Origin of the sequence: Vreelandella neptunia, from assembly GCF_034479615.1 — a bacterium.
Taxonomy (GTDB): domain Bacteria; phylum Pseudomonadota; class Gammaproteobacteria; order Pseudomonadales; family Halomonadaceae; genus Vreelandella; species Vreelandella neptunia.
On the sequence record NZ_CP140255.1, the window covers coordinates 614,358 to 633,165 of the forward strand.

Sequence of the window (18,808 nt, forward strand, 5' to 3'; positions counted from 1 at the left end):
ACTAGGCAATGACAACACGATTACGTCCCGCCTGTTTAGCTTGGTACATGGCTTTGTCGGCACGTTCGAGGAGTCTTGAGCCCGAGCCTTCAGCGTAGCTGGCAATCCCCGATGAGAGCGTTACCGTTAATTGATGTTCGGTAAATGACTTTTGCGCAATGCTTTTACGCACACGCTCCATGCCCTGATAGGCTTCTTCTGCGGTTACGCCTGGCATAATGATGAGAAACTCTTCGCCGCCTAGGCGGATATGCGAATCTGTGTCGCGCAGTATCTCGCTGATCAAGGTTGTGATCTGTTGCAGAACGCTGTCGCCTGCGCTGTGCCCGTAGGTATCGTTGAAGGCTTTAAAGTCGTCAAGGTCATACATGGCGATACTTAAGGGCGTGCCATAACGCTTAAAGCGCTTAATCTCTTCATCCATGCGCTGCAAGCCAGCACGGCGATTGAGTAGTTCGGTTAGCTCATCGTGGTGGGCCAAGTGATCCAGACGTTCATTAGCCTGCTTTAGCCGCTCCTCTAGCCGCTTGCGCTGGGTAATGTCGATAATAAAAGTGACTTTACGCGGCTCTCCATCGTCAGCTTCAATGCGTGCGGCTTCGGTAATAACGGTGCGCCTCTCGCCGTTTTTAATGACAACATCCCACTCTTGGCGCAGTTCCTGGTTCTCGTTGCCCTGCATAAACTCTTCATGCAGGGCTGATAAAACCGCCCGGCTCTCTTCAGGTACTACTTGAGTAAAGTGCTGACCTAAAAGCTCTTCTGGCTGGTAGCCATAAAACTCGCAGTACGCTGGATTGACCATTTCAAAGTGGCCAGAGGGGGTCGTAATACAGATCCCAATCGGCGCTGCTTTGATAACATTTTCGGTATTACGCTTTGAACGGTTAAACAACTGGTAGAGTTGATCAGGGCTAATCTCTTTCATTCACCGCTCCTGTGCTGGTCTCTACGTCACTTTTTAACTCCGTTAGCTCTCTTTTTAACCCCATCAACAGAGGGGTAATATCGGTGCCAAGAGAATTAATTGCGGGTTTCGCGAAATAGAAACCCTGTTGACGAACAATCCCCGCGCGGGCCAGCCATAAAGCTTCAGCGCGGGTCTCCACACCTTCGGCGATGAGGGTCATATCAAGCTCTTGAGCGAGCAGGATGATCGCGTTTAACAGCGCCTGGCGGCGAAAATCGCTATCGCAATTCATGACCAGTTCGCGGTCAATCTTGAGCTTATCCGGCGTTAGATCGGTCAATAAGTCTAAATTGGCGTACCCGTTGCCAAAATCATCTAGCGCCGTTTTAAAGCCCATGGAGCGGTAGGCATCAATGATATTGCATAGGTGCTGCCGGTCGCGGACGCGTTCGGTTTCGGTGATTTCAAAAATTAGCCGATGGGTTGGCCAGCCCACGCGCTTGGAAACTTCTAACGTCGCCTGGATACAAGCTTTCGGCTCATAAACGGCGTTGGGTAAGAAATTGATCGAGAGATCGGTTTGCATATCCAGTGCGCTGGCCATTTCGATCGCTTTTACCCGGCAGGCCTGATCAAAACGGTAGAGGAGGTCATCAGTCACCTGTGAAATAACGCTCCAGGCGGATTCTCCGCGCAAACCACGAACCAGTGCTTCATAGGTGACGATTTGGGCCAGCGATAGATCCACGATTGGCTGAAAGGCCATGGTGAACTCAAAGGGCAAGTCGCCTTCACAGCGTTTGCAACTGCCATTAACGCGTGCGCACTGGCTCATAGCTGCTCCTGTGGATGGGTGTTGGATGAGGCTATTAATGCCTTAACATTAGATAACATAATGCCTACAGCCTACACTGAAGCATTCAACGCTATTTAGCTTAGCTCTTGATATATGTTTTGTATAGGAATTGTACAGCTTTTGATCGCGAAGCACTAGCCAATTGCTCGCCTCTTGGTTTGCCATGTTGGCCGGTATCTGTGGCTTAAAAAAAAGCGCCGGGTGAGGCGCCTAAGAGGGGATGCATTGACCTTTGGGTCATTAAATGATGCCAGCTGCGCGCATCGCAGTGCGCTGCTCCAAGCTAATGCCGAGCTCTTCAAGCACGCTTTCAGTATGCTGACCTAGGTGGGGCGGCGCCGTAGTGGCGCTCATTTGGACACCGTTAAAACGAATCGGGTTAGCAACCAGATCCACCTGACCCGCTTGGTCGTGGGGCAGGGTTTGCTTAAGTCCGCGGGCTTTCACATGGGGGTCGTCAAACACCCGATCCAGCGTATTGATCGGCCCGCAGGGCACGCCTACGGCTTCAAAAGCGGCTAGCCATTCATCAGTGCTGCGCTGGGCCAACGCCGCTTCCAACTGCGGCACGAGTAACGCGCGGTTATTTACCCTAGCCCCATTGGTGGCAAAGCGCGGATCTTCCGCCAAAGCCGGTAGCGAAAGCACCGCGCAAAAACGCTTGAACTGCTCGTCGTTGCCGACAGCCGTGATCATATGGCCATCCTGGGTGGCAAACGCCTGATAAGGCACGATGTTGGGGTGGGCATTACCCAGCCGTTGGGGCACATTGCCGGAGGTGAGGTAGTTCAGTGCCTGATTGGCGAGCACGCCTACCTGGACATCCATTAGTGCCATATCGATATGGCAGCCCTCGCCGCTATCACGGCGCTGATAAAGCGCCGCTAAAATTGCATTAGCGGCATAGAGCCCCGTGAAAATATCGGTAAAGGCAACGCCGCTTTTTACCGGGCCACCGCCGGGTTCACTGTCGGGCTTGCCAGTTAGGCTCATGATCCCGCCCATGGCTTGGATCATAAAGTCATAACCGGCGCGGTGAGCGTAAGGGCTCTCCTGGCCAAAACCGGTGATGGAGCAGTAGATCAGTCGTGGGTTCAGCGCTTTCAAACTGGCGTAATCCAGACCGTAGCGTTTCAGGCCGCCGACCTTGAAGTTTTCTATCAACACGTCGGAGTTAGCCACGAGCTGCTTGATCACTGCCTGGCCTTCGGGTTTGGCCATATCGACGGTCACCGAGCGTTTACCCCGGTTAGCGCACAGGTAGTACGCCGACTCTTCGCTGCCCGCCAGCCAAGGAGGGCCCCAGTGGCGGGTGTCATCGCCGCTACCGGGACGCTCTACCTTAATCACATCTGCCCCCATATCCGCGAGCATTTGTCCGCACCACGGCCCGGCCAGTACGCGGGAAATATCGAGTACTTTTATACCGGCCAGTGGTTTGGTTAGCTCGTTCATAGAGGCTCCGTTAATAAGTGACAAGTGATCAAGGTGCGGTGATTAAAAGAACGACTGAATACCCGTCTGCGCGCGGCCAAGAATCAGAGCATGCACATCGTGGGTGCCTTCGTAGGTATTTACCGATTCCAGGTTGACCATATGGCGAATGACGCCGTATTCGTCGGAGACGCCGTTACCGCCGTGCATATCGCGGGACTGGCGAGCGATATCCAGCGCTTTGCCGCAGTTGTTGCGTTTGATCAGCGAGACCATTTCCGGTGCCCAGTTGCCGCTATCCATCAGGCGACCTACTTGCAGGGCTGCCTGCAAGCCCAGAGTGATCTCGGTCTGCATATCGGCGAGCTTTTTCTGGATCAGCTGGTTGGCGGCCAGTGGGCGGCCAAACTGCTTGCGGTCGAGGGTGTATTGGCGCGCCGCGTGCCAGCAGAACTCGGCCGTGCCCATCACGCCCCAGGCGATGCCATAGCGCGCTTTGTTTAAGCAGCCGAACGGGCCTTTCAAGCCGCTGACGTTAGGCAGCAGGTTCTCTTCGGGAACGAAGGCGTTGTCCAGCACGATCTCACCGGTAATCGAGGCGCGCAGCGAGACTTTTCCTTCGATTTTGGGCGTGGTGAAACCTTCGGTGCCGCGCTCGACAATAAAGCCTTTAATCTGATTGTCGTGGGCTGCTGATTTCGCCCATACCACCGCGATATCGGCAATCGGGCTGTTGGTGATCCACATTTTGGCGCCGGTTAGGCGGTAGCCGCCATCGACTTTTTCCGCGCGCGTGATCATATTGCCGGGATCAGAGCCGTGGTCAGGTTCGGTCAGGCCAAAGCAGCCGACCATTTCACCGCTGGCAAGCTTGGGTAGGAATTTTTGCTTCTGCTCTTCCGAGCCGTAGGTCTCGATGGGGTACATCACCAGCGAGGACTGCACGCTCATGGCCGAACGGTAGCCGGAGTCTACGCGCTCTACTTCGCGGGCAATCAAACCGTAGGCCACGTGGTTAACGCCAGCGCCGCCGTACTCGGGGGAAACGGTAGCACCCAGCAGACCAAGCTCGCCCATCTCGGTCATGATTTCGCGATCGAACCGCTCTTCACGGAAGGCGGTCAGTACGCGGGGCTGAAGGTTTTCCTGGCAGTAGTCGTAGGCCGCATCACGAATCTGGCGCTCTTCATCGGTGAGCTGTTGTTCCAGAAGTAGTGGGTCGTCCCAGTTGAAATGCGTCATGGCGTAGATTCCTCGGATAGTGGGCAGGAATAGATGCAAAATAGCTTGCAGTCAATGTATCGCCGTTTTTTTAAAATATCTACATTTTTTTAAAACGTAGAACTTTGGTCTGGGGCGAAGAGCCGAAGCGAAAAGCTCAACTGATGCCGCGCTCTTGAAGGACGCGGGTAATTATCGGTACGGGGGTCATCAGGTGATCGCGCATCAGGGTGTCGGCTTCGGCGGTATCGCGAGCCAGAATGACCTCGACCAATTCGGCGTGCTCCTGGCGCTTAAGCTCCAGCGCCTGGGATGACATCACGGTTTCCTGCAGCCACAGGTGGCGATAGCGCTCTACCTGATCAAACAGAGTATTGCGCATTTGTAGCAGGTGAGGGGAGTTGCAGCCGCTGGCAATGGCGGTGTGGAACGCTTTGTGGCGCTGATCCCAGATATCCAGCAGGTCATCGGGGGTGTTGATGTCGGTGACCTTGGCCAGCCGATGCGCGGTGGCCAGTACGGTGGCCTCCCAGTCGTCGTCGCCGCGCTCAATGGCCAATCTCAGGATCAGCCCTTCAAGCTGAGCCCGTGCGTCGTAAATATCGTTGAGTTCGGCCAGCGACATGGGAGCTACCCGGTAGCCGCGCTGACTGATAGCGACCACAAGGCGGTCAGAAACTAACTGTGACAGCGCTTCCCGTAGCGGCCCGGTGCTGGCGCCGTACTGCTCTTTGAGGCGGCTCATCAGCAGTTTCTGCTCTGGCGCATAGCGACCACGAATAATGTCGTGCTTGAGTTGGCGGTAAGCACTAATGGCCAGGTTTTGCCGCGGCGCGTCTTTTTCCCGACTACCTTCTTCTTTAAAACCGGGCTCCATAGCAGTGTGGCTCCTATCCTGAATCAACAATAACGATGGGGTGGGCGAAATTAACGGCCATTTTTAATAAATAATAACAATTCGGCATAAAATAAGACATTTATGCTGAATTTCATGATTTTAATAGTTTTGGCTATTCGATCTAACTGCTGGGCGGTTACACCTTCTTAGGCACTCACGGCTGTAGAGGTAAAGGCGCTGCTGCGCTGATAACGCCTATTAGCATCTAACGCATAAGCCGTGCTAACTTCACTTCCACCGCTTCCGGTTCGTCGTGACGGCAGCCAGAAGCTGGGGCTTCAACACCTCCTTTTATCGTCAACCATACCTATAAGTCCAAGCAGGACGGAGGAAATGCTCATGAAAACTCTACGCTCTCTATACGCCACAGCCGCTGCCGCTTCTATGCTCGCGGTCGCGCTTCCAGCAAGCGCTCAACAACTCTCAATCGCGACTGGCGGTACCGGTGGCGTTTACTACCCTATCGGCGGTGGTTTTGCCGAAATGATCAACAACCATATCGAAGGCGCTCAGGCGACGGCTGAAGTGACCGGTGCCTCGGTTGAAAATATGGGGCTGATCATGCGCGGTGACGCGGATCTTGCCCTGGCTCTGGCCGATACGGTCTATCAGGCTTATACCGGCACGGATGATTTTGAAGGCCGTCAGGTTGAGAACATCCGCGCGCTCGCCTCGGTTTATCCCAACGCGGTACAGCTGGTAACGCTGGCCGAGTCGGATATTGAATCGATTGCTGATCTAGCGGGCAAGCGTGTTTCCGTCGGTGCACCGGGTAGCGGCACCGAGCTCAATGCCCGTGCTCTGCTTGAAGCCAATGGTATTAGCTATAGCGATTTCACCCCCCAGCGCCTTAACTTCAACGAAACTGCAGATGCCATTCGCGACGGTGATATCGACGCCGGTTTCTGGAGCGTTGGGCCGCCCACCAGCTCGATTCTCAACCTGGCAGCCACCCGTGATATTCGCCTGATTGGCCTGTCCGATGAAGAAGTGGCCAATGCTCGGGAAGAAGAAGAAGTCTTCGCACCTTACAAGCTTGCCGCCGGTATGTATGACGGTATGGACGAAGCCGTGCAGACCCTGGGTATTCCCAACGTCCTCGTCGTTAACTCTGACATGGACGAAGAGCTGGCTTATCAGTTGACTCAGCTACTGTTCGAAAACACCGACGAGCTGATTGCCGTTCACCCGGCGGCTAACGACACCACCATTGAGTTCACTATGGAGTCGACTCCTGTGCCGCTGCACCCCGGTGCGCTGCGTTATTTCGAAGAAGTTGGTGCTGAAATCCCGGATCGTCTGCGTCCTTAATCGCTAACGTGCATTGAAGGATATTGCCATGCAGTGGCAGCAACGACTGATGGCACTACTGATTGCATGTTGTCCGTTCGCCGAAGTGGGGGCTTCCCCCGCTTCGGCGTCGGCGTTTATGCGCCTAGCGGTGGTGACCGAACAGGGCGACACGCTAGTGGATGAGGCAGTACCTGCTGGCGGTCGCTGGTGCATCAAGTGGCAACACTCCGTTGAACATTTCACGGTGCTGGACTGCTATCGTAATGTAGCGGGTGTCATGCAATTGGAGCGTAGCCATCAACCCGATTTCGCCGCAGGGCTTGGGCATATTTTTGGCCGCGGTGAGCAGGTATCAGACGGTGAAGGCGGTTATTGGATTAATGCCATTAACGAGCCTGTCACCAATAACCGTTATGTGTTGAGGGTAGGTTCACCGGCTGTTAATCATCGCGTGGTGTGGCCAGGCGGTGAGCATGCGCCAGTCAGCCTAAGTGAACACGCCGCTGGGCAACGCGTGACCATTCAGTTGATAGACCCTCACGCATCCCCGCGTGAATAAAAACGACATTAGTTAACGCTTCCGAGGACTTCATGAGCGAATCCAATCAACCGTCGAGCGTGGTGCCGGGCGGTAATGTGATTCAACCCCGCATGGTGCTGTGGTCGATCACCATTGTGGCGGTGGGTCTTTCCCTGTTTCAGCTCTACTCTGCTGGCATTCAGCCCTTAGGGCTTTTTTATCAGCGCAGTATTCACCTGGCACTGATTATGGTGCTGGCATTTTTAATGTTTCCAGCCTTCGGCCCCACCCGCAAGCGTGGTGTATTGGGCTGGGGGCTTGATCTGCTGTTTTTCGCCGGGGCTATTCTCACCGGTGGTTACTTGGTACTCAACCTGGATGAGATTTTTAGCCGTGCAGGTTTTTGGAACAGTACCGATATTCTGGTCGCCTGTATTGCCACGGTGACGGTATTGGAAGCCAGCCGCCGCGCGGTAGGTTTTGGTATGACCGTCATTGGTCTATTGGCGATTGTGTACGCCTTTGCGGGGCCGCGGGGCGAGCTACCGTGGCTTGGTGAGTGGATGCCGGGCATTCTTGAGCACCGCGGCTATACCATTGACCGGGTCGCTGGTCAACTTTACCTGGGGCAAGAGGGTATTTTCGGGCTGCCGCTGGGCGTGGCCGCGACCTATATCTTTATTTTTGTCCTCTTTGGTGCTTTTTTGGAGTGTACCGGAGCGGGTAAGTTCTTTATCGATATGGCCTATGCGGCGACCGGACGCCAGCGTGGCGGGCCAGCCAAGGCGGCGGTATTAGCGTCGGCAGGCATGGGCTCTATTTCTGGCAGCGCGATTGCCAACGTGGTCACCACCGGTGCTTTTACCATTCCGCTGATGAAGCGATTGGGCTACAAAGCCAAGCAGGCAGGCGGTATCGAAGCGGCGGCCTCAACCGGTGGGCAGATCATGCCGCCGTTGATGGGGGCAGGGGCGTTCCTGATTGCTGAGTACACCAATACGCCGTACCTGGATATCGTCAAAGTCAGCATCCTGCCGGCAATTATGTATTTCGCCACGGTCTATCTTTTTGTGCATATTATCGCTCTTAAGCAGGGCATGCAGGGGCTACCCAAGGATGAGCTGCCGCAGATGCGCCAGGTCATGAAGGATGGCTGGCACTTCCTGCTGCCGTTGGCGGTGCTGGTCTGGCTGCTGGCCATGAGTATGTCGCCCATGCGGGTGGGCTACTACGCAGTGATTACTATTTTGGCGGTAGCGGTATTGCGCTATGTGCTGTGGTTCTTCTTTGTGGCGCCCAGGCAGGGCCAGCCGGTGACAGCAACAGCGATTAAAGACGTGGTACGTACAGGCTTTGCCAAGCTGATCGAAGGCCTGGAGCTAGGCGCGCGCAATGCGGTAGCGGTTTCCATGGCTTGTGCGGTCGCCGGGATTATCGTTGGGGTCGTGGGGTTAACCGGCCTGGGGCTGAAATTCTCCTCCATGATGCTGGCTTTCTCCGGCGGCAACCTGGTATTGGCGCTGGTGATGGTGCTGTTGGCAAGCCTGGTGCTGGGGATGGGCCTGCCTGTTACTGCCAGCTATATCGTACTCATTGTGCTCGTCGGGCCTGCATTGACAGCCGAGTTTGGTGTGCCGCTGCTGGTCGCTCACTTGGTCGTGTTCTGGTACTCCCAGGACTCCAACGTGACGCCTCCCATCGCCTTGGCAGGCTTTGCCGGGGCGGCGATTGCGGGCAGTAAGCCGATGGAAACCAGCTTTCAGGCGTGGAAGTTTGCCAAAGGTCTCTACCTGATTCCGCTGTTTATGGTCTTCAACCCTGAGATTATCATTGGTGGCCCGGTGCCGGTGGTCATCTGGAATGGGGTGATTGCCATTCTGGCATTAGGTGCCTTTGCCGCGGCGTTGGAAGGGTATCTGTTTACCAAAATGTCATGGCTACCACGCATTGCGATTACCGCTGCGATTTTTGGGGTGTTCTACCCTAATCTGATGACCGAAATTGCCGGTGTCGCGGTCATGATTGTCGCCATAGGGGCTAACTGGTTGGCCAGTAAGCGCGAAGCGCCTGCGACACCCGTTAGTGGTTAAACGCTACAGACAGACCCAAAGGTAGCCAGCAACAGAAAAGGCCCGGAGATTATCTCTCCGGGCCTTTCGTTTGGTGTACTACGGGATTGGCAGGTCTAGAAGACTGAGTTAGAAGATCGACTCAGCGGTACCTGACCCCTGAGAACCACTGGCTTCTTCCAGCTCGCGGCTAATGCGGCGCTGCTGGTAATCCGGCAGGTGATCCTGATGGAACAGCTCGGTAATCCCGCCAGACTGGCCGTCTGCTAAGCGTTGGCCTGTATCCGGATCCACGCGGGCGGTGACAATCGTCGCGGGCCGCTCGGGTACGGCGTTCGGGGTGCCTTCCAGGGCATCACCCATGAACTCTATCCAGATAGGAAGCGCGGCCTGAGCCCCATATTCAGAAATGGTCTCGTTGCTGTCTTTACCCACCCATACCGTGGTCACCAGGTTGCTGTTAAAGCCCGCAAACCAGGCATCACGCTGGCTGTTCGTGGTGCCGGTCTTGCCGACGATATCCTCACGGTTAAGGCTAAGGGCACCGCGGCCAGTGCCCGAGGTGATAACGTCACGCAGCATATCGCGCAGAATGTAGACAGCGGCCGGGTCGGCCACCCGTTTGGCGATCGGGTATTCGCGGCCATCAATTTCCACCGTCTCCTGGTCTTCGGCACAGCTGGAGCAGGCAACCTGTGGCGTGGCTTCATCGATCAGCTCATTGTCGTCGTCGCGGGTAACCCGCTCAATAAACCAGGGCGACACCTGGAAACCACCGTTTGCGAGCACTGCGTAGGCATTGGTCATCTCCATCGGCGTTAAGCTTGCGCTGCCTAGCGCTAATGATAAGCCACGGGGGAGCTGGGCAGGAGAGAAGCCGAAGCCTTCCAAAAAGTTAATCGTGTAATCCAGCCCCATGGTTTGTAGAACGCGAATAGTGACCAGATTGCGCGAACGGGCAAGTGCCGGACGTAAGCGCATAGGGCCCTGGAAGTCACGGCTGGAGTTGACTGGACGCCACAATGAGTTACTGCCGTCGTCAAGAACCACGGGGGAATCATTAACGACGCTGGCGGCGTTCATCTCTCCATCTTCAAGGGCCGCTAAGTAAATAAACGGCTTGAAGATAGAGCCAGACTGGCGTCGTGCCTGTACAGCACGATTGAACTTACTGGCGTTAAAGTCGAAACCGCCCTGGAGTGCCAGGATAGCACCCGTTTGTGGGTCTTGGGCGACCAGCGAGCCTTCCGCATCCGGCTGTTGAGAGAGGCGTAGCGATCCGTCTTCATTCTCAACTACGCGGATCATATCGCCTCGTACTGCGATCTCCTCCGCCGAGCTGGGCTCGGCTCCGCGGCTCCGCGGGCTCAAATAGGGGCGTGCCCAGCTCAGACCTTCCCAACCGATCGTCTGTAGACCGTCGTCGCGAGTGAGCACCTGCATTTCACGGCCGCTGCTCTCTACCACGATGGCGGGCTGGAGCAGACCATAGTTGGGCGTGCGCTCAAGCACCTGCACCCAGTTGCTGACGTCGCCATCGATACCTTCGACTTGGGTTTGACTGCGCTGGGCGGCTTGCCGTGCGGTCTCGCGAATCTCGGGTGACTCGGCAAGCTCCTCTTCAAGGCCTTGGGTCGCGGTTTGCTCCTGTGCTTCGACAAGGCTTGCGGCAATCTCACGCTGTTCTGGCCCGCGCCAACCGTGGCGTAAGTCATAATCCGTTAGCCCATTGGCCAACGCTTGACGGGCAAAGGGCTGCAACTCGCTATCAATAGTGGTGTAAATGCGATAGCCGCCGGTGTAAGCCTCATCGCCGAAGCGCTCCACCGCATACTGACGCGCCATCTCTGAAACATAGGCAGCATCGACTTCGGCTTGGGTGTAGTGACGACGGGCCGTGACGGGTTCCTGAACGGCCGCTTGGTAGGTGGCGTCGTCGATATGCCCCAGCTCGCGCATACGGAATAGAATCCAGTTGCGACGAATCAGCGACCGCTCGGAGTTAGCCAGCGGGTTAAAGGCAGAAGGTGCCTTGGGTAAACCGGCAATCATGGCCGTTTGTGCCAGGCTAAGCTCGGCGAGTGGTTTGTCGTAATAGGTTTCGGCGGCGGCAGCGATACCGTAGGCGCGGTTGCCCAGGAAAATCTTGTTGACGTAAAGCTCGAAGATTTCCTCTTTATTGAGGATCTGCTCCATTTGCAGTGCCAGCAGGATCTCACGAATTTTACGCGTAAAGGTCTGATCGAGCGTCAGCATATAGTTACGCGCGACCTGCATGGTGATTGTCGAGCCGCCTGATTGAATATCACCACTCATCGTCAGTTGAACTAAAGCCCGCGCCAAGCCTCTGGGGTCGACGCCAGCGTGGTCGAAATAGCTGGCATCCTCGGCGGCGGTCAAGGCGTTGATCATATCTTGTGGAACTTCATCAAAATTGATCGCCATGCGGCGCTCTTCACCAAACTCACCAATCAATTTACCGTCCTGGGTAAAAATGCGCAGCGGCGTGTGCAGTTCAAAGTCTTGCAACTGGCGAACGTCGGGCAGCCCTGGGGCAAAGTAAATGGCGGCGCCAATCACGGCTAGCGCGCTAGCCCCTACCAGCGACACAATCATGAAAAACAGCGACAAAATAAGGGTTCGAAGAAACGTCATGTACGGAGAGCACCCTGGGAAGAATGAAAAGATCGGCATCTAAAACGGCCGTATCATGCAATTGGCAGCCATTATAGGAACCTGAGGCGGCGGCCACCAGTGTTGATGTGCGCTAAGTTGGTTCGCGTGTGACGTAACTAAAAATCATGTAACCTCAAACGACATGTAATAAACGGGCGACAATCAGGCGGAGCCAGACCCAATATGCGCTTTCTTAAATCTGGTAAAGGGTTGATCGGCGTCGATATTACCTCGGCGACCGTCAAGCTGCTTGAGCTAAAACAGTGCCACGATAATTACCAGGTAGAAAGCTATGCCGTTCGACCACTGCGCGAAGGGGCCGTGGTGGAGCGCCGTATCCGCGATATCGATGACGTCGCCAGTGTGCTTAGCCGTGCCGTGGAACATGCCAAACCCTCTACCCGCAAAGCAGCGGTGGCTGTTCCAGCCAGCGCTGCGATCACTAAAACGCTGAGCTTCCCTATCGGGCTGAGTGAAGAGGAGATTGAAGAGCGCATCGTGGCCGAATCCGACCGCCATATTCCATTTCCGTTCAATGAAGTAGCGTTTGATTTCGAGTGTCTTGGGCCCGCGCCCTTTGACGATGAGCAACAGCAGGTGGTGCTGGTCGCCTGCCGGCAGCAGGATGTGACGCAGCTCACCGACACGCTAGAGCGGGCAGGCTTAGAGCCCGCAGCAGTGGACGTGGAAACCTTTGCCATGGAGCGATCGCTTGCCGAATTGCGCCGCCAGCTAAACGTAGAGAATGATCCTACCGCCTGCGTTGGGCTGGTGGATATTGGTGCCAATATGAATGCCTTCCACGTCGTTCGCGGTGGGCATATCGTCTATACCCGCGACACGGTTTTTGGCGGCCGCCAACTCACCGATGCCATTCGTGACCGCTACGATTTGAGCATGGAGGAGGCGGGGTTCGCCAAAAAGCGCGGCGGACTGCCTGATGACTACCATGAGCGTGTGCTCAACCCTTTTTTGGAAACCGTGGTGCAGCAGGTAGGGCGCTCTCTGCAGCTCTACTACACCGCCGGGCGTCAGCAAGAGGTGAAACACATCGTATTAGCGGGCGGTTCGAGTGTGATTCCAGGGCTTGCCGAACGCATTGCTGAAGATAGTGGTATGTCGGTGACCATTGCCAATCCCTTTCAGCGCATGCGGGTCAACAAGCGCTTGAACCTTCAGGCGTTGACCAACGATGCCCCGGCGATGCTCACTGCGGGTGGCTTGGCGATGAGGGTTAGCCAATGAGCATGACGATTAATCTTCTGCCCTGGCGGGAAGCGCAGCGTGAACGGCGAACCCGCAAATTCTACGTCGTGGTAGCCGCCATGCTGGTGGTGGGCGTCGTGCTTGGCCTACTGATCGCGCATTTTTACCAGCTCAAGCTGGCAGCCCAGCAGCAGCGTAATGCTTATATTAGTGACCACATTGAGCGTCTTAATACCGATATTGCTGGCGTATCACGCTACGCCAGTGACGCCGAGCGCTTAGGTGAGCAGATCGCGGTGTTTCAGGCGCTGCAGTCTGAAAGGACGGATGCCGTGCAGCTATTTAATGACGTGGCGGAGAGTGTGGCCAATGGCGTCATTTATCAACGCTTAGCTAAGAACGGTAATACTGTCAGCGTAACGGCAGTGGCCGGCAGTGAGCGCCAGGTTTCCGAACAACTGCGCCGTATTGCCGATCTACCTGGTTTGGCAGTGCCCTCGCTCTCGGCAGTAGAGAGTGAGCAGAATGGCTCAGGCCGCGTATTTCGTTTTGAGGTGGAACAGACCGCCAGCGAACTGTCGCAGGGCGTTGAGGAGGCGCTTCCATGAGGTTTAACCGCGAGCGGTGGGCGCTTGAATGGCAGCGTCTGCGCGATGTTGATTGGCGGGATCTCGACGTTAAAGAGGCCGGTAGCTGGCCGTGGCTACTAAAAGCATTGTGCGGCTGCTTGGCGCTGCTGGCGGCACTGAGTGTGATGATGTGGCTGGTGGTGAGCGAACAGCGCGAAGCCGTGATGGCCGCCCAGCGCCAAGAAGCCAGGCTGCTGAGCGAATACCGCAGCAAAGCTTCACAAGCGGCATTCCTGCCAGAAATGCGTGAGCAGTTGGCGACCCTGGAAGAGCAGATGGGGCGTTTTCGCACCATGCTTCCCACCGATGCAGAAATCCCGTCACTGCTGGATAGCATTAGCGATGCCGCCGTCGATAACCGCTTAACCATTGAAACGATTCGGCTGCGTCCAACGCAAGCCCAGGCCCATTATGTCGAGCAACCGCTGGATATACAGGTGCGGGGCGGCTATCACCAGTTGGCGCGCTTCAGTGCCGACATTGCCTCGCTGCCCCGCATGGTGACCCAGCACGATTTTAGCCTGGAACCCGTCGATGGCCGTGGCGATGCGCTGCGCCTTTCGCTCTTGGCTCGCACTTATCGCTATGTGGAGGAGGGCGACCAAGCCTCCGCAGAGGGGGCGGGGGAACCATGAGGGCTAAACAACTACCTTTTGCGGTAAGGGCGGTCTCTTTCATGGTCTCCGCAGTGGCGCTTACAGGCTGTGTGGACGCCGATTTGGCACAACTTGAAGGCACGCTGGCCGATATTCGTCAGTCCCCTGGCGGGCAGCCGCCGGTTATGGCTGTTGCGCTGCCCGAGAGCGCGGATTTGTCCTATTTATATAGCAACGAACGTAGCCCCTTTTTACCCCCTGAAGAGATTGCTCAGGGGAGCGCTGATCGAAGCGAAGGGTCACTTGCCCCTGACCGGCAGCGCACGCCAGAGCCACTGGAGCGCTTCTCGCTGCAAGAGCTGCGATTGGTCGGTACCATGCGTATGGGAGGGCGACAAGTGGCCTTGATTGCATCCCCAGATGGCAGCGTGACCAGCGTTAAAGAGGGTAACTATATGGGCACCGACTATGGACGTATTGCTCAGATCAACGCTCAAGAGATACGCGTGACAGAACGGGTGTTCACCCAGCCTGAAGGGTGGCAGGAGCGGCAAGTGTCGCTAGTCATCAACGAAAACAACGAGTAAGCGGATAATAGCTCATGGCAGTTACAGCTTGGCGAATCACTTTCTACATGGCCATGGCCGCACTATGCTCACTGTTGCCCTCAATGGCGGCTGCCTCGGTGCTGACAGATATTGGCGTTCAGCCCGCCGAGAACGGTGGTGCTCACCTTGACCTGCGTTTCACCGGTGGCGTGCCTGAGTTACGCAGCTACCGATTGGACTCCCCTCCTCGAGTGACGCTGGATTTGGCAGCAACCCAAAGTGGACTATCCAATCGGCGCATTAATGTTAACAACCTCGGTATCGAGCAAATTACCGCTCTGGAGGGCAGTGGCCGCACGCGTTTGGTGGTCAATCTCCGCGAATCGCAGACGTTCACATCCAGCGTGCTGGGTGATCGTCTACGTATTACCTTTGCTTCAGGTGCCAATCGCTCGCTTAGCCCTTCTCCCAGCATCGCTTCAGCGGGACTTGAAACCGACGAAGGGCCGCAGATTGAGAATATTGACTTTCGTCGTGGTGAAGACGGCGCCGGACGGTTGATAGTGACCTTTGATCGCGAAGGCGTCGAGGCGAACGTGCGAGAAGGCGGCCCCGATCAAGTGATGGTGGATCTGCGCGATGTGGCGATTCCAGACTCGCTTAACCAAGTCTACGATGTCACCGATTTCGCCACCCCCATCACACGGATTACGCCCCGTGCCCGCCAGGATGCCACGCAGCTAGCAATCGCTACCCAGGGCGCTTATGCGATGATCTCCTCGCAAAGTGGGCGCACCCTGACCGTAGAAGTGCAGCCCGCCAGTCAGGAGGCGCAACCCTCTCAGGCAACCGGAGAGCGCTTCACCGGCGAGCGGCTGAGCCTTAATTTTCAGGACATCGAAGTACGCTCGGTGCTAGCGACGCTGGCTGAATTTACCGGGCTAAATTTAGTCGCCAGCGACAGCGTAACGGGGCGTGTAACGCTCAATTTAAATGATGTGCCCTGGGATCAGGCGCTTGAGCTGATTCTGCAAAGCCAGGGGCTATCGAGTCGAGAGCAGGGCAATGTGATTGTGGTGGCGCCCGCTAGTGAGCTGGCCGAGTTGGAGCGCCAGGAGTTAGAGGCGCGCAACCAGCGTGAGACGCTCTCGCCCCTGGTCACCGAGTTTATCGAGATCAAATATGCGCGGGCTGAAGATTTAGCTCAGTTGCTGCGCGGGGGCGACGGTGACGGTTTTGGTCTGCTCACCGAGCGGGGGCGCGTCAGCATTGATAACCGGACTAATACGTTGCTGGTGCAAGATACCGCTGATCAAGTGCGCGATATTGCCCGTACCATTGACCGTCTGGATGTTGCCGTTCGGCAGGTACAGATTGAGGCACGCATTGTCATTGCGAGGGACACTGCTTCCCGTGAGCTGGGTATTAACTGGGGTATGTCGAGTACCCGCGGCTTTCAGGAGGGGGAAGACGGCACCTTCAGCCGACGTGATATCAACCCCGATGGCATCAACCGGGCGCAGGGCGGCTTAGCGGTGGATTTAGGCGCTGCCACAGGGCCGGGCACCGGCTTTAGCTTTGGCTATTTATCCGGCGATATCCTGTTGGATTTAGAGCTGCGCGCACTGGAAAGCGAAGGTAAAAGCCAGACTATTTCTCAGCCTAGAATTATTACCGCCAATCAACGTACCGCCAAAATTAGCCAGGGTGAAGAGCGTGCCTTCCAGAGTGTGGATGGCAACGACAATCCGGATACCGAGTTCAAAGAGGCCGAACTTTCGTTGGAAGTTACCCCGCAGATTACCCCGGATAACCGCATTATTATGGATCTGGTGATCAAAAATGACAGCTTCCGTGAATCGGAGTTTGGCGGTGAACCGCCGATTGATACCAACCAGATTGAGACCCAGGTGTTGGTAGATAACGGCCAAACGGTGGTGTTAGGCGGAATTTTGACCACCGAAGAGCTACGCCAAATCGCCAAAACACCGCTTTTGGGTGATATTCCTTTGCTCGGTAGACTGTTTCGCTATACCGAAGAGAGCAATGAAAAGGTAGAGTTGTTAGTCTTTATTACTCCACGACTCCTAGACGATGGCTTAACGGTTCGCTGATGCAGGATTTACCCAATTTATTTCTCATAGGCCCCATGGGGGCTGGCAAAAGCACTATTGGTCGCCTATTGGCGGCTGAGCTTGCGCGCCCGTTTTACGACAGTGACCACGCCATCCAAGACCGCTGCGGGGCAGATATCCCGTGGATTTTTGATGTCGAGGGCGAGCAGGGCTTTCGCCTGCGGGAAATTCATATGATCGATGAATTAACCCGGCTCTCACCGGTCGTCGTCGCCACTGGCGGCGGTGCGGTGCTCCGTGAAGAGAATCGCCGCGCACTGCGCGAGCGTGGCACGGTGGTGTATCTGCTGACCACCGTCGACCAGCAGCTCAAACGGACAGCGAAAGATCGCAACCGGCCGCTATTGCAGTGTGCCAACCGCGAGCAGGTGCTTAACGATATGTTTGCCCAGCGCGACCCGCTCTATCGCGCCACCTCGGATATTGCCGTGCGCACCGACCGGCGCAGCCCGCGAGCGGTGGTCAATGAAATTCTGCGCCGGGTGCATCGCCTGGTGGATCCACTCGAGCCCTCATCGTCATCGGCTGGAACGTTTAACCATAAGGTATCGCAATGACCTCGACTGCCAGCGCGCAACGCACCCTTCATGTTGCTTTAGACGAGCGCAGCTACCCGATTCATATTGGCACCGCGCTAATGGGGCGTGCCGAAATGCTGACGCCTTATCTGGCCGGCCAGCAGGTGATGGTGGTGACCAACGAAACCATCGCACCGCTCTACCTGGAAAAGCTCTGCGCTAGCCTGCCGGATCATCTGGAAGTGCGCACCGTCGTGCTACCGGATGGCGAGCAGTATAAAACCATCGAGCAGGTCAGCCGTATTTGGGATGCGCTGCTAGAGGCCGGTTTTAACCGCCGCTGCACCCTGATCGCCTTAGGCGGCGGGGTGATTGGCGATATGGTCGGCTACGCTGCCGCTTCCTATCAGCGCGGCGTGGCGTTTATCCAAGTACCCACCACGCTGCTTTCCCAGGTGGACTCATCGGTAGGCGGTAAAACCGGCGTTAACCATCCGCTGGGTAAAAACATGATTGGCGCCTTCTGGCAGCCCAAAGCCGTGCTGGTGGATATTGATACGCTGAAGAGCCTGCCCCGTCGCGAGCTCTCCGCTGGTCTTGCCGAGGTTATAAAGTACGGCTTGATCCGCGACGAAGCGTTTCTAAGCTGGCTGGAAGCCAACATGGCGGCACTGCTCAACGTGGAGCCTGAGGTCGTCGCAGAAGCCATTGCGCGCAGTTGCCAAATCAAAGCAGACATTGTCGCCGAAGATGAGACCGAACAGGGCGTCCGTGCGCTGCTCAATCTGGGCCACACCTTTGGCCATGCCATTGAGGCGCATCAGGGCTACGGCAACTGGCTACACGGCGAAGCCGTGGGCGCGGGCATGGCCATGGCGGCAACGCTTTCCCGGCGCTTGGGCTGGCTCACCGATGCAGCGCTAGCACGTAGCCTGGCGGTGATCGAGAGCGCCGAGCTGCCGCTAGCGGCACCGGCGAATATGACCAGCGATGACTTTTTAACCCGCATGCGGCTGGATAAAAAAAATACCGGTACTCGGCTGCGCCTAGTGCTGCTTACCGCCCTGGGTGATGCCTGCGTCAGCGATGCAACGCCCGTTAGTGTTCTTCGCACGTTGCTTAACGATTATCCGCGCTGCTGAGAGGCAACCTAATCCTTTCAAAAATCTCTTCATCAGGCTCGGTTATTGCAAACCCCGTCAGCAAAACCTAGTCAGCGATACCGTCCAAGAAACCGCTTCTTACGTTGAGTGGTTTCATTGGGCGGTTTTTTATTCGCTCGGCTACATCGTGAGCCCA

16 protein-coding genes are annotated in these 18,808 nt (G+C 56.2%); 10 read left to right on the forward strand and 6 right to left on the reverse strand.

What is annotated here, in order from left to right; all coding sequences use genetic code 11:
* Window position 1: 1 nt before the first annotated feature.
* The 5 genes from SR894_RS02960 to csiR form a co-directional block, all read right to left on the reverse strand.
* Window positions 2-928, reverse strand: coding sequence for a sensor domain-containing diguanylate cyclase (locus tag SR894_RS02960; protein ID WP_133730805.1), 927 nt, complete (start codon window positions 926-928; stop codon window positions 2-4).
* The gene (locus SR894_RS02965) at window positions 915-1,745 is read right to left on the reverse strand and encodes an EAL domain-containing protein (protein ID WP_133730804.1); all 831 of its coding nucleotides are present in this window, start codon (window positions 1,743-1,745) and stop codon (window positions 915-917) included. The genes SR894_RS02960 and SR894_RS02965 overlap by 14 nt, the downstream gene beginning before the upstream one ends.
* Window positions 1,746-2,006: 261 nt before the next feature.
* Complete coding sequence (locus SR894_RS02970; RefSeq protein WP_133730803.1) at window positions 2,007-3,221, reverse strand: CaiB/BaiF CoA transferase family protein; 1,215 nt, start codon at window positions 3,219-3,221, stop codon at window positions 2,007-2,009.
* Window positions 3,222-3,263: 42 nt separating this feature from the next.
* Window positions 3,264-4,442: an acyl-CoA dehydrogenase gene (locus tag SR894_RS02975; RefSeq protein WP_035576748.1), complete on the reverse strand. Its 1,179-nt coding sequence runs from the start codon at window positions 4,440-4,442 to the stop codon at window positions 3,264-3,266.
* A 136-nt stretch (window positions 4,443-4,578) separates the two neighbouring features.
* On the reverse strand, window positions 4,579-5,298 hold the full coding sequence (gene csiR, locus SR894_RS02980; protein WP_133730802.1) for a DNA-binding transcriptional regulator CsiR: 720 nt from the start codon (window positions 5,296-5,298) through the stop codon (window positions 4,579-4,581).
* A gap of 360 nt (window positions 5,299-5,658) precedes the next feature.
* Here csiR and SR894_RS02985 point away from each other — a divergent pair, with 360 nt between their 5' ends.
* Genes SR894_RS02985 through SR894_RS02995 form a run of 3 tightly spaced genes read left to right on the forward strand, consistent with a single transcriptional unit; the run spans window position 5,659 to window position 9,222 of the window.
* A complete protein-coding gene (locus SR894_RS02985; RefSeq protein ID WP_133730801.1) occupies window positions 5,659-6,630 on the forward strand; it encodes a TAXI family TRAP transporter solute-binding subunit in 972 nt (323 codons plus the stop codon).
* Between the two features lie 28 nt (window positions 6,631-6,658).
* Window positions 6,659-7,171, forward strand: coding sequence for a DUF1850 domain-containing protein (locus SR894_RS02990; RefSeq protein ID WP_223287907.1), 513 nt, complete (start codon window positions 6,659-6,661; stop codon window positions 7,169-7,171).
* A 32-nt stretch (window positions 7,172-7,203) separates the two neighbouring features.
* Window positions 7,204-9,222 carry a TRAP transporter permease gene (locus SR894_RS02995; protein WP_223287906.1) on the forward strand — a complete coding sequence of 673 codons (2,019 nt, stop codon included), beginning with the start codon at window positions 7,204-7,206 and terminating at the stop codon, window positions 9,220-9,222.
* 108 nt (window positions 9,223-9,330) lie between these two features.
* On the opposite strand, the gene SR894_RS03000 is transcribed toward SR894_RS02995, so the two are convergent.
* The gene (locus tag SR894_RS03000) at window positions 9,331-11,856 is read right to left on the reverse strand and encodes a penicillin-binding protein 1A (protein WP_223287905.1); all 2,526 of its coding nucleotides are present in this window, start codon (window positions 11,854-11,856) and stop codon (window positions 9,331-9,333) included.
* 204 nt (window positions 11,857-12,060) lie between these two features.
* On the opposite strand from SR894_RS03000, the gene pilM reads away from it, so the two are divergent.
* Genes pilM through aroB form a run of 7 tightly spaced genes read left to right on the forward strand, consistent with a single transcriptional unit; the run spans window position 12,061 to window position 18,651 of the window.
* Window positions 12,061-13,122, forward strand: coding sequence for a type IV pilus assembly protein PilM (gene pilM, locus SR894_RS03005; protein ID WP_133730797.1), 1,062 nt, complete (start codon window positions 12,061-12,063; stop codon window positions 13,120-13,122).
* Window positions 13,119-13,691: a PilN domain-containing protein gene (locus SR894_RS03010; RefSeq protein ID WP_133730796.1), complete on the forward strand. Its 573-nt coding sequence runs from the start codon at window positions 13,119-13,121 to the stop codon at window positions 13,689-13,691. Before pilM ends, SR894_RS03010 begins: the two co-directional genes overlap by 4 nt.
* Window positions 13,688-14,347: a type IV pilus inner membrane component PilO gene (locus tag SR894_RS03015; protein WP_223287904.1), complete on the forward strand. Its 660-nt coding sequence runs from the start codon at window positions 13,688-13,690 to the stop codon at window positions 14,345-14,347. Before SR894_RS03010 ends, SR894_RS03015 begins: the two co-directional genes overlap by 4 nt.
* Entirely contained in the window at window positions 14,344-14,895 is a 552-nt protein-coding gene (locus SR894_RS03020; RefSeq protein WP_223287903.1) for a pilus assembly protein PilP, read from the forward strand. The genes SR894_RS03015 and SR894_RS03020 overlap by 4 nt, the downstream gene beginning before the upstream one ends.
* A 14-nt stretch (window positions 14,896-14,909) precedes the next feature.
* Window positions 14,910-16,970: a type IV pilus secretin PilQ gene (locus tag SR894_RS03025; protein ID WP_133730793.1), complete on the forward strand. Its 2,061-nt coding sequence runs from the start codon at window positions 14,910-14,912 to the stop codon at window positions 16,968-16,970.
* Window positions 16,970-17,548 (forward strand): shikimate kinase AroK, encoded by a 579-nt coding sequence (gene aroK / locus SR894_RS03030; protein ID WP_133730792.1) that lies wholly within the window; start codon window positions 16,970-16,972, stop codon window positions 17,546-17,548. Before SR894_RS03025 ends, aroK begins: the two co-directional genes overlap by 1 nt.
* The gene (aroB, locus tag SR894_RS03035) at window positions 17,545-18,651 is read left to right on the forward strand and encodes a 3-dehydroquinate synthase (RefSeq protein ID WP_223287902.1); all 1,107 of its coding nucleotides are present in this window, start codon (window positions 17,545-17,547) and stop codon (window positions 18,649-18,651) included. Before aroK ends, aroB begins: the two co-directional genes overlap by 4 nt.
* Window positions 18,652-18,808 lie beyond the last annotated feature (157 nt).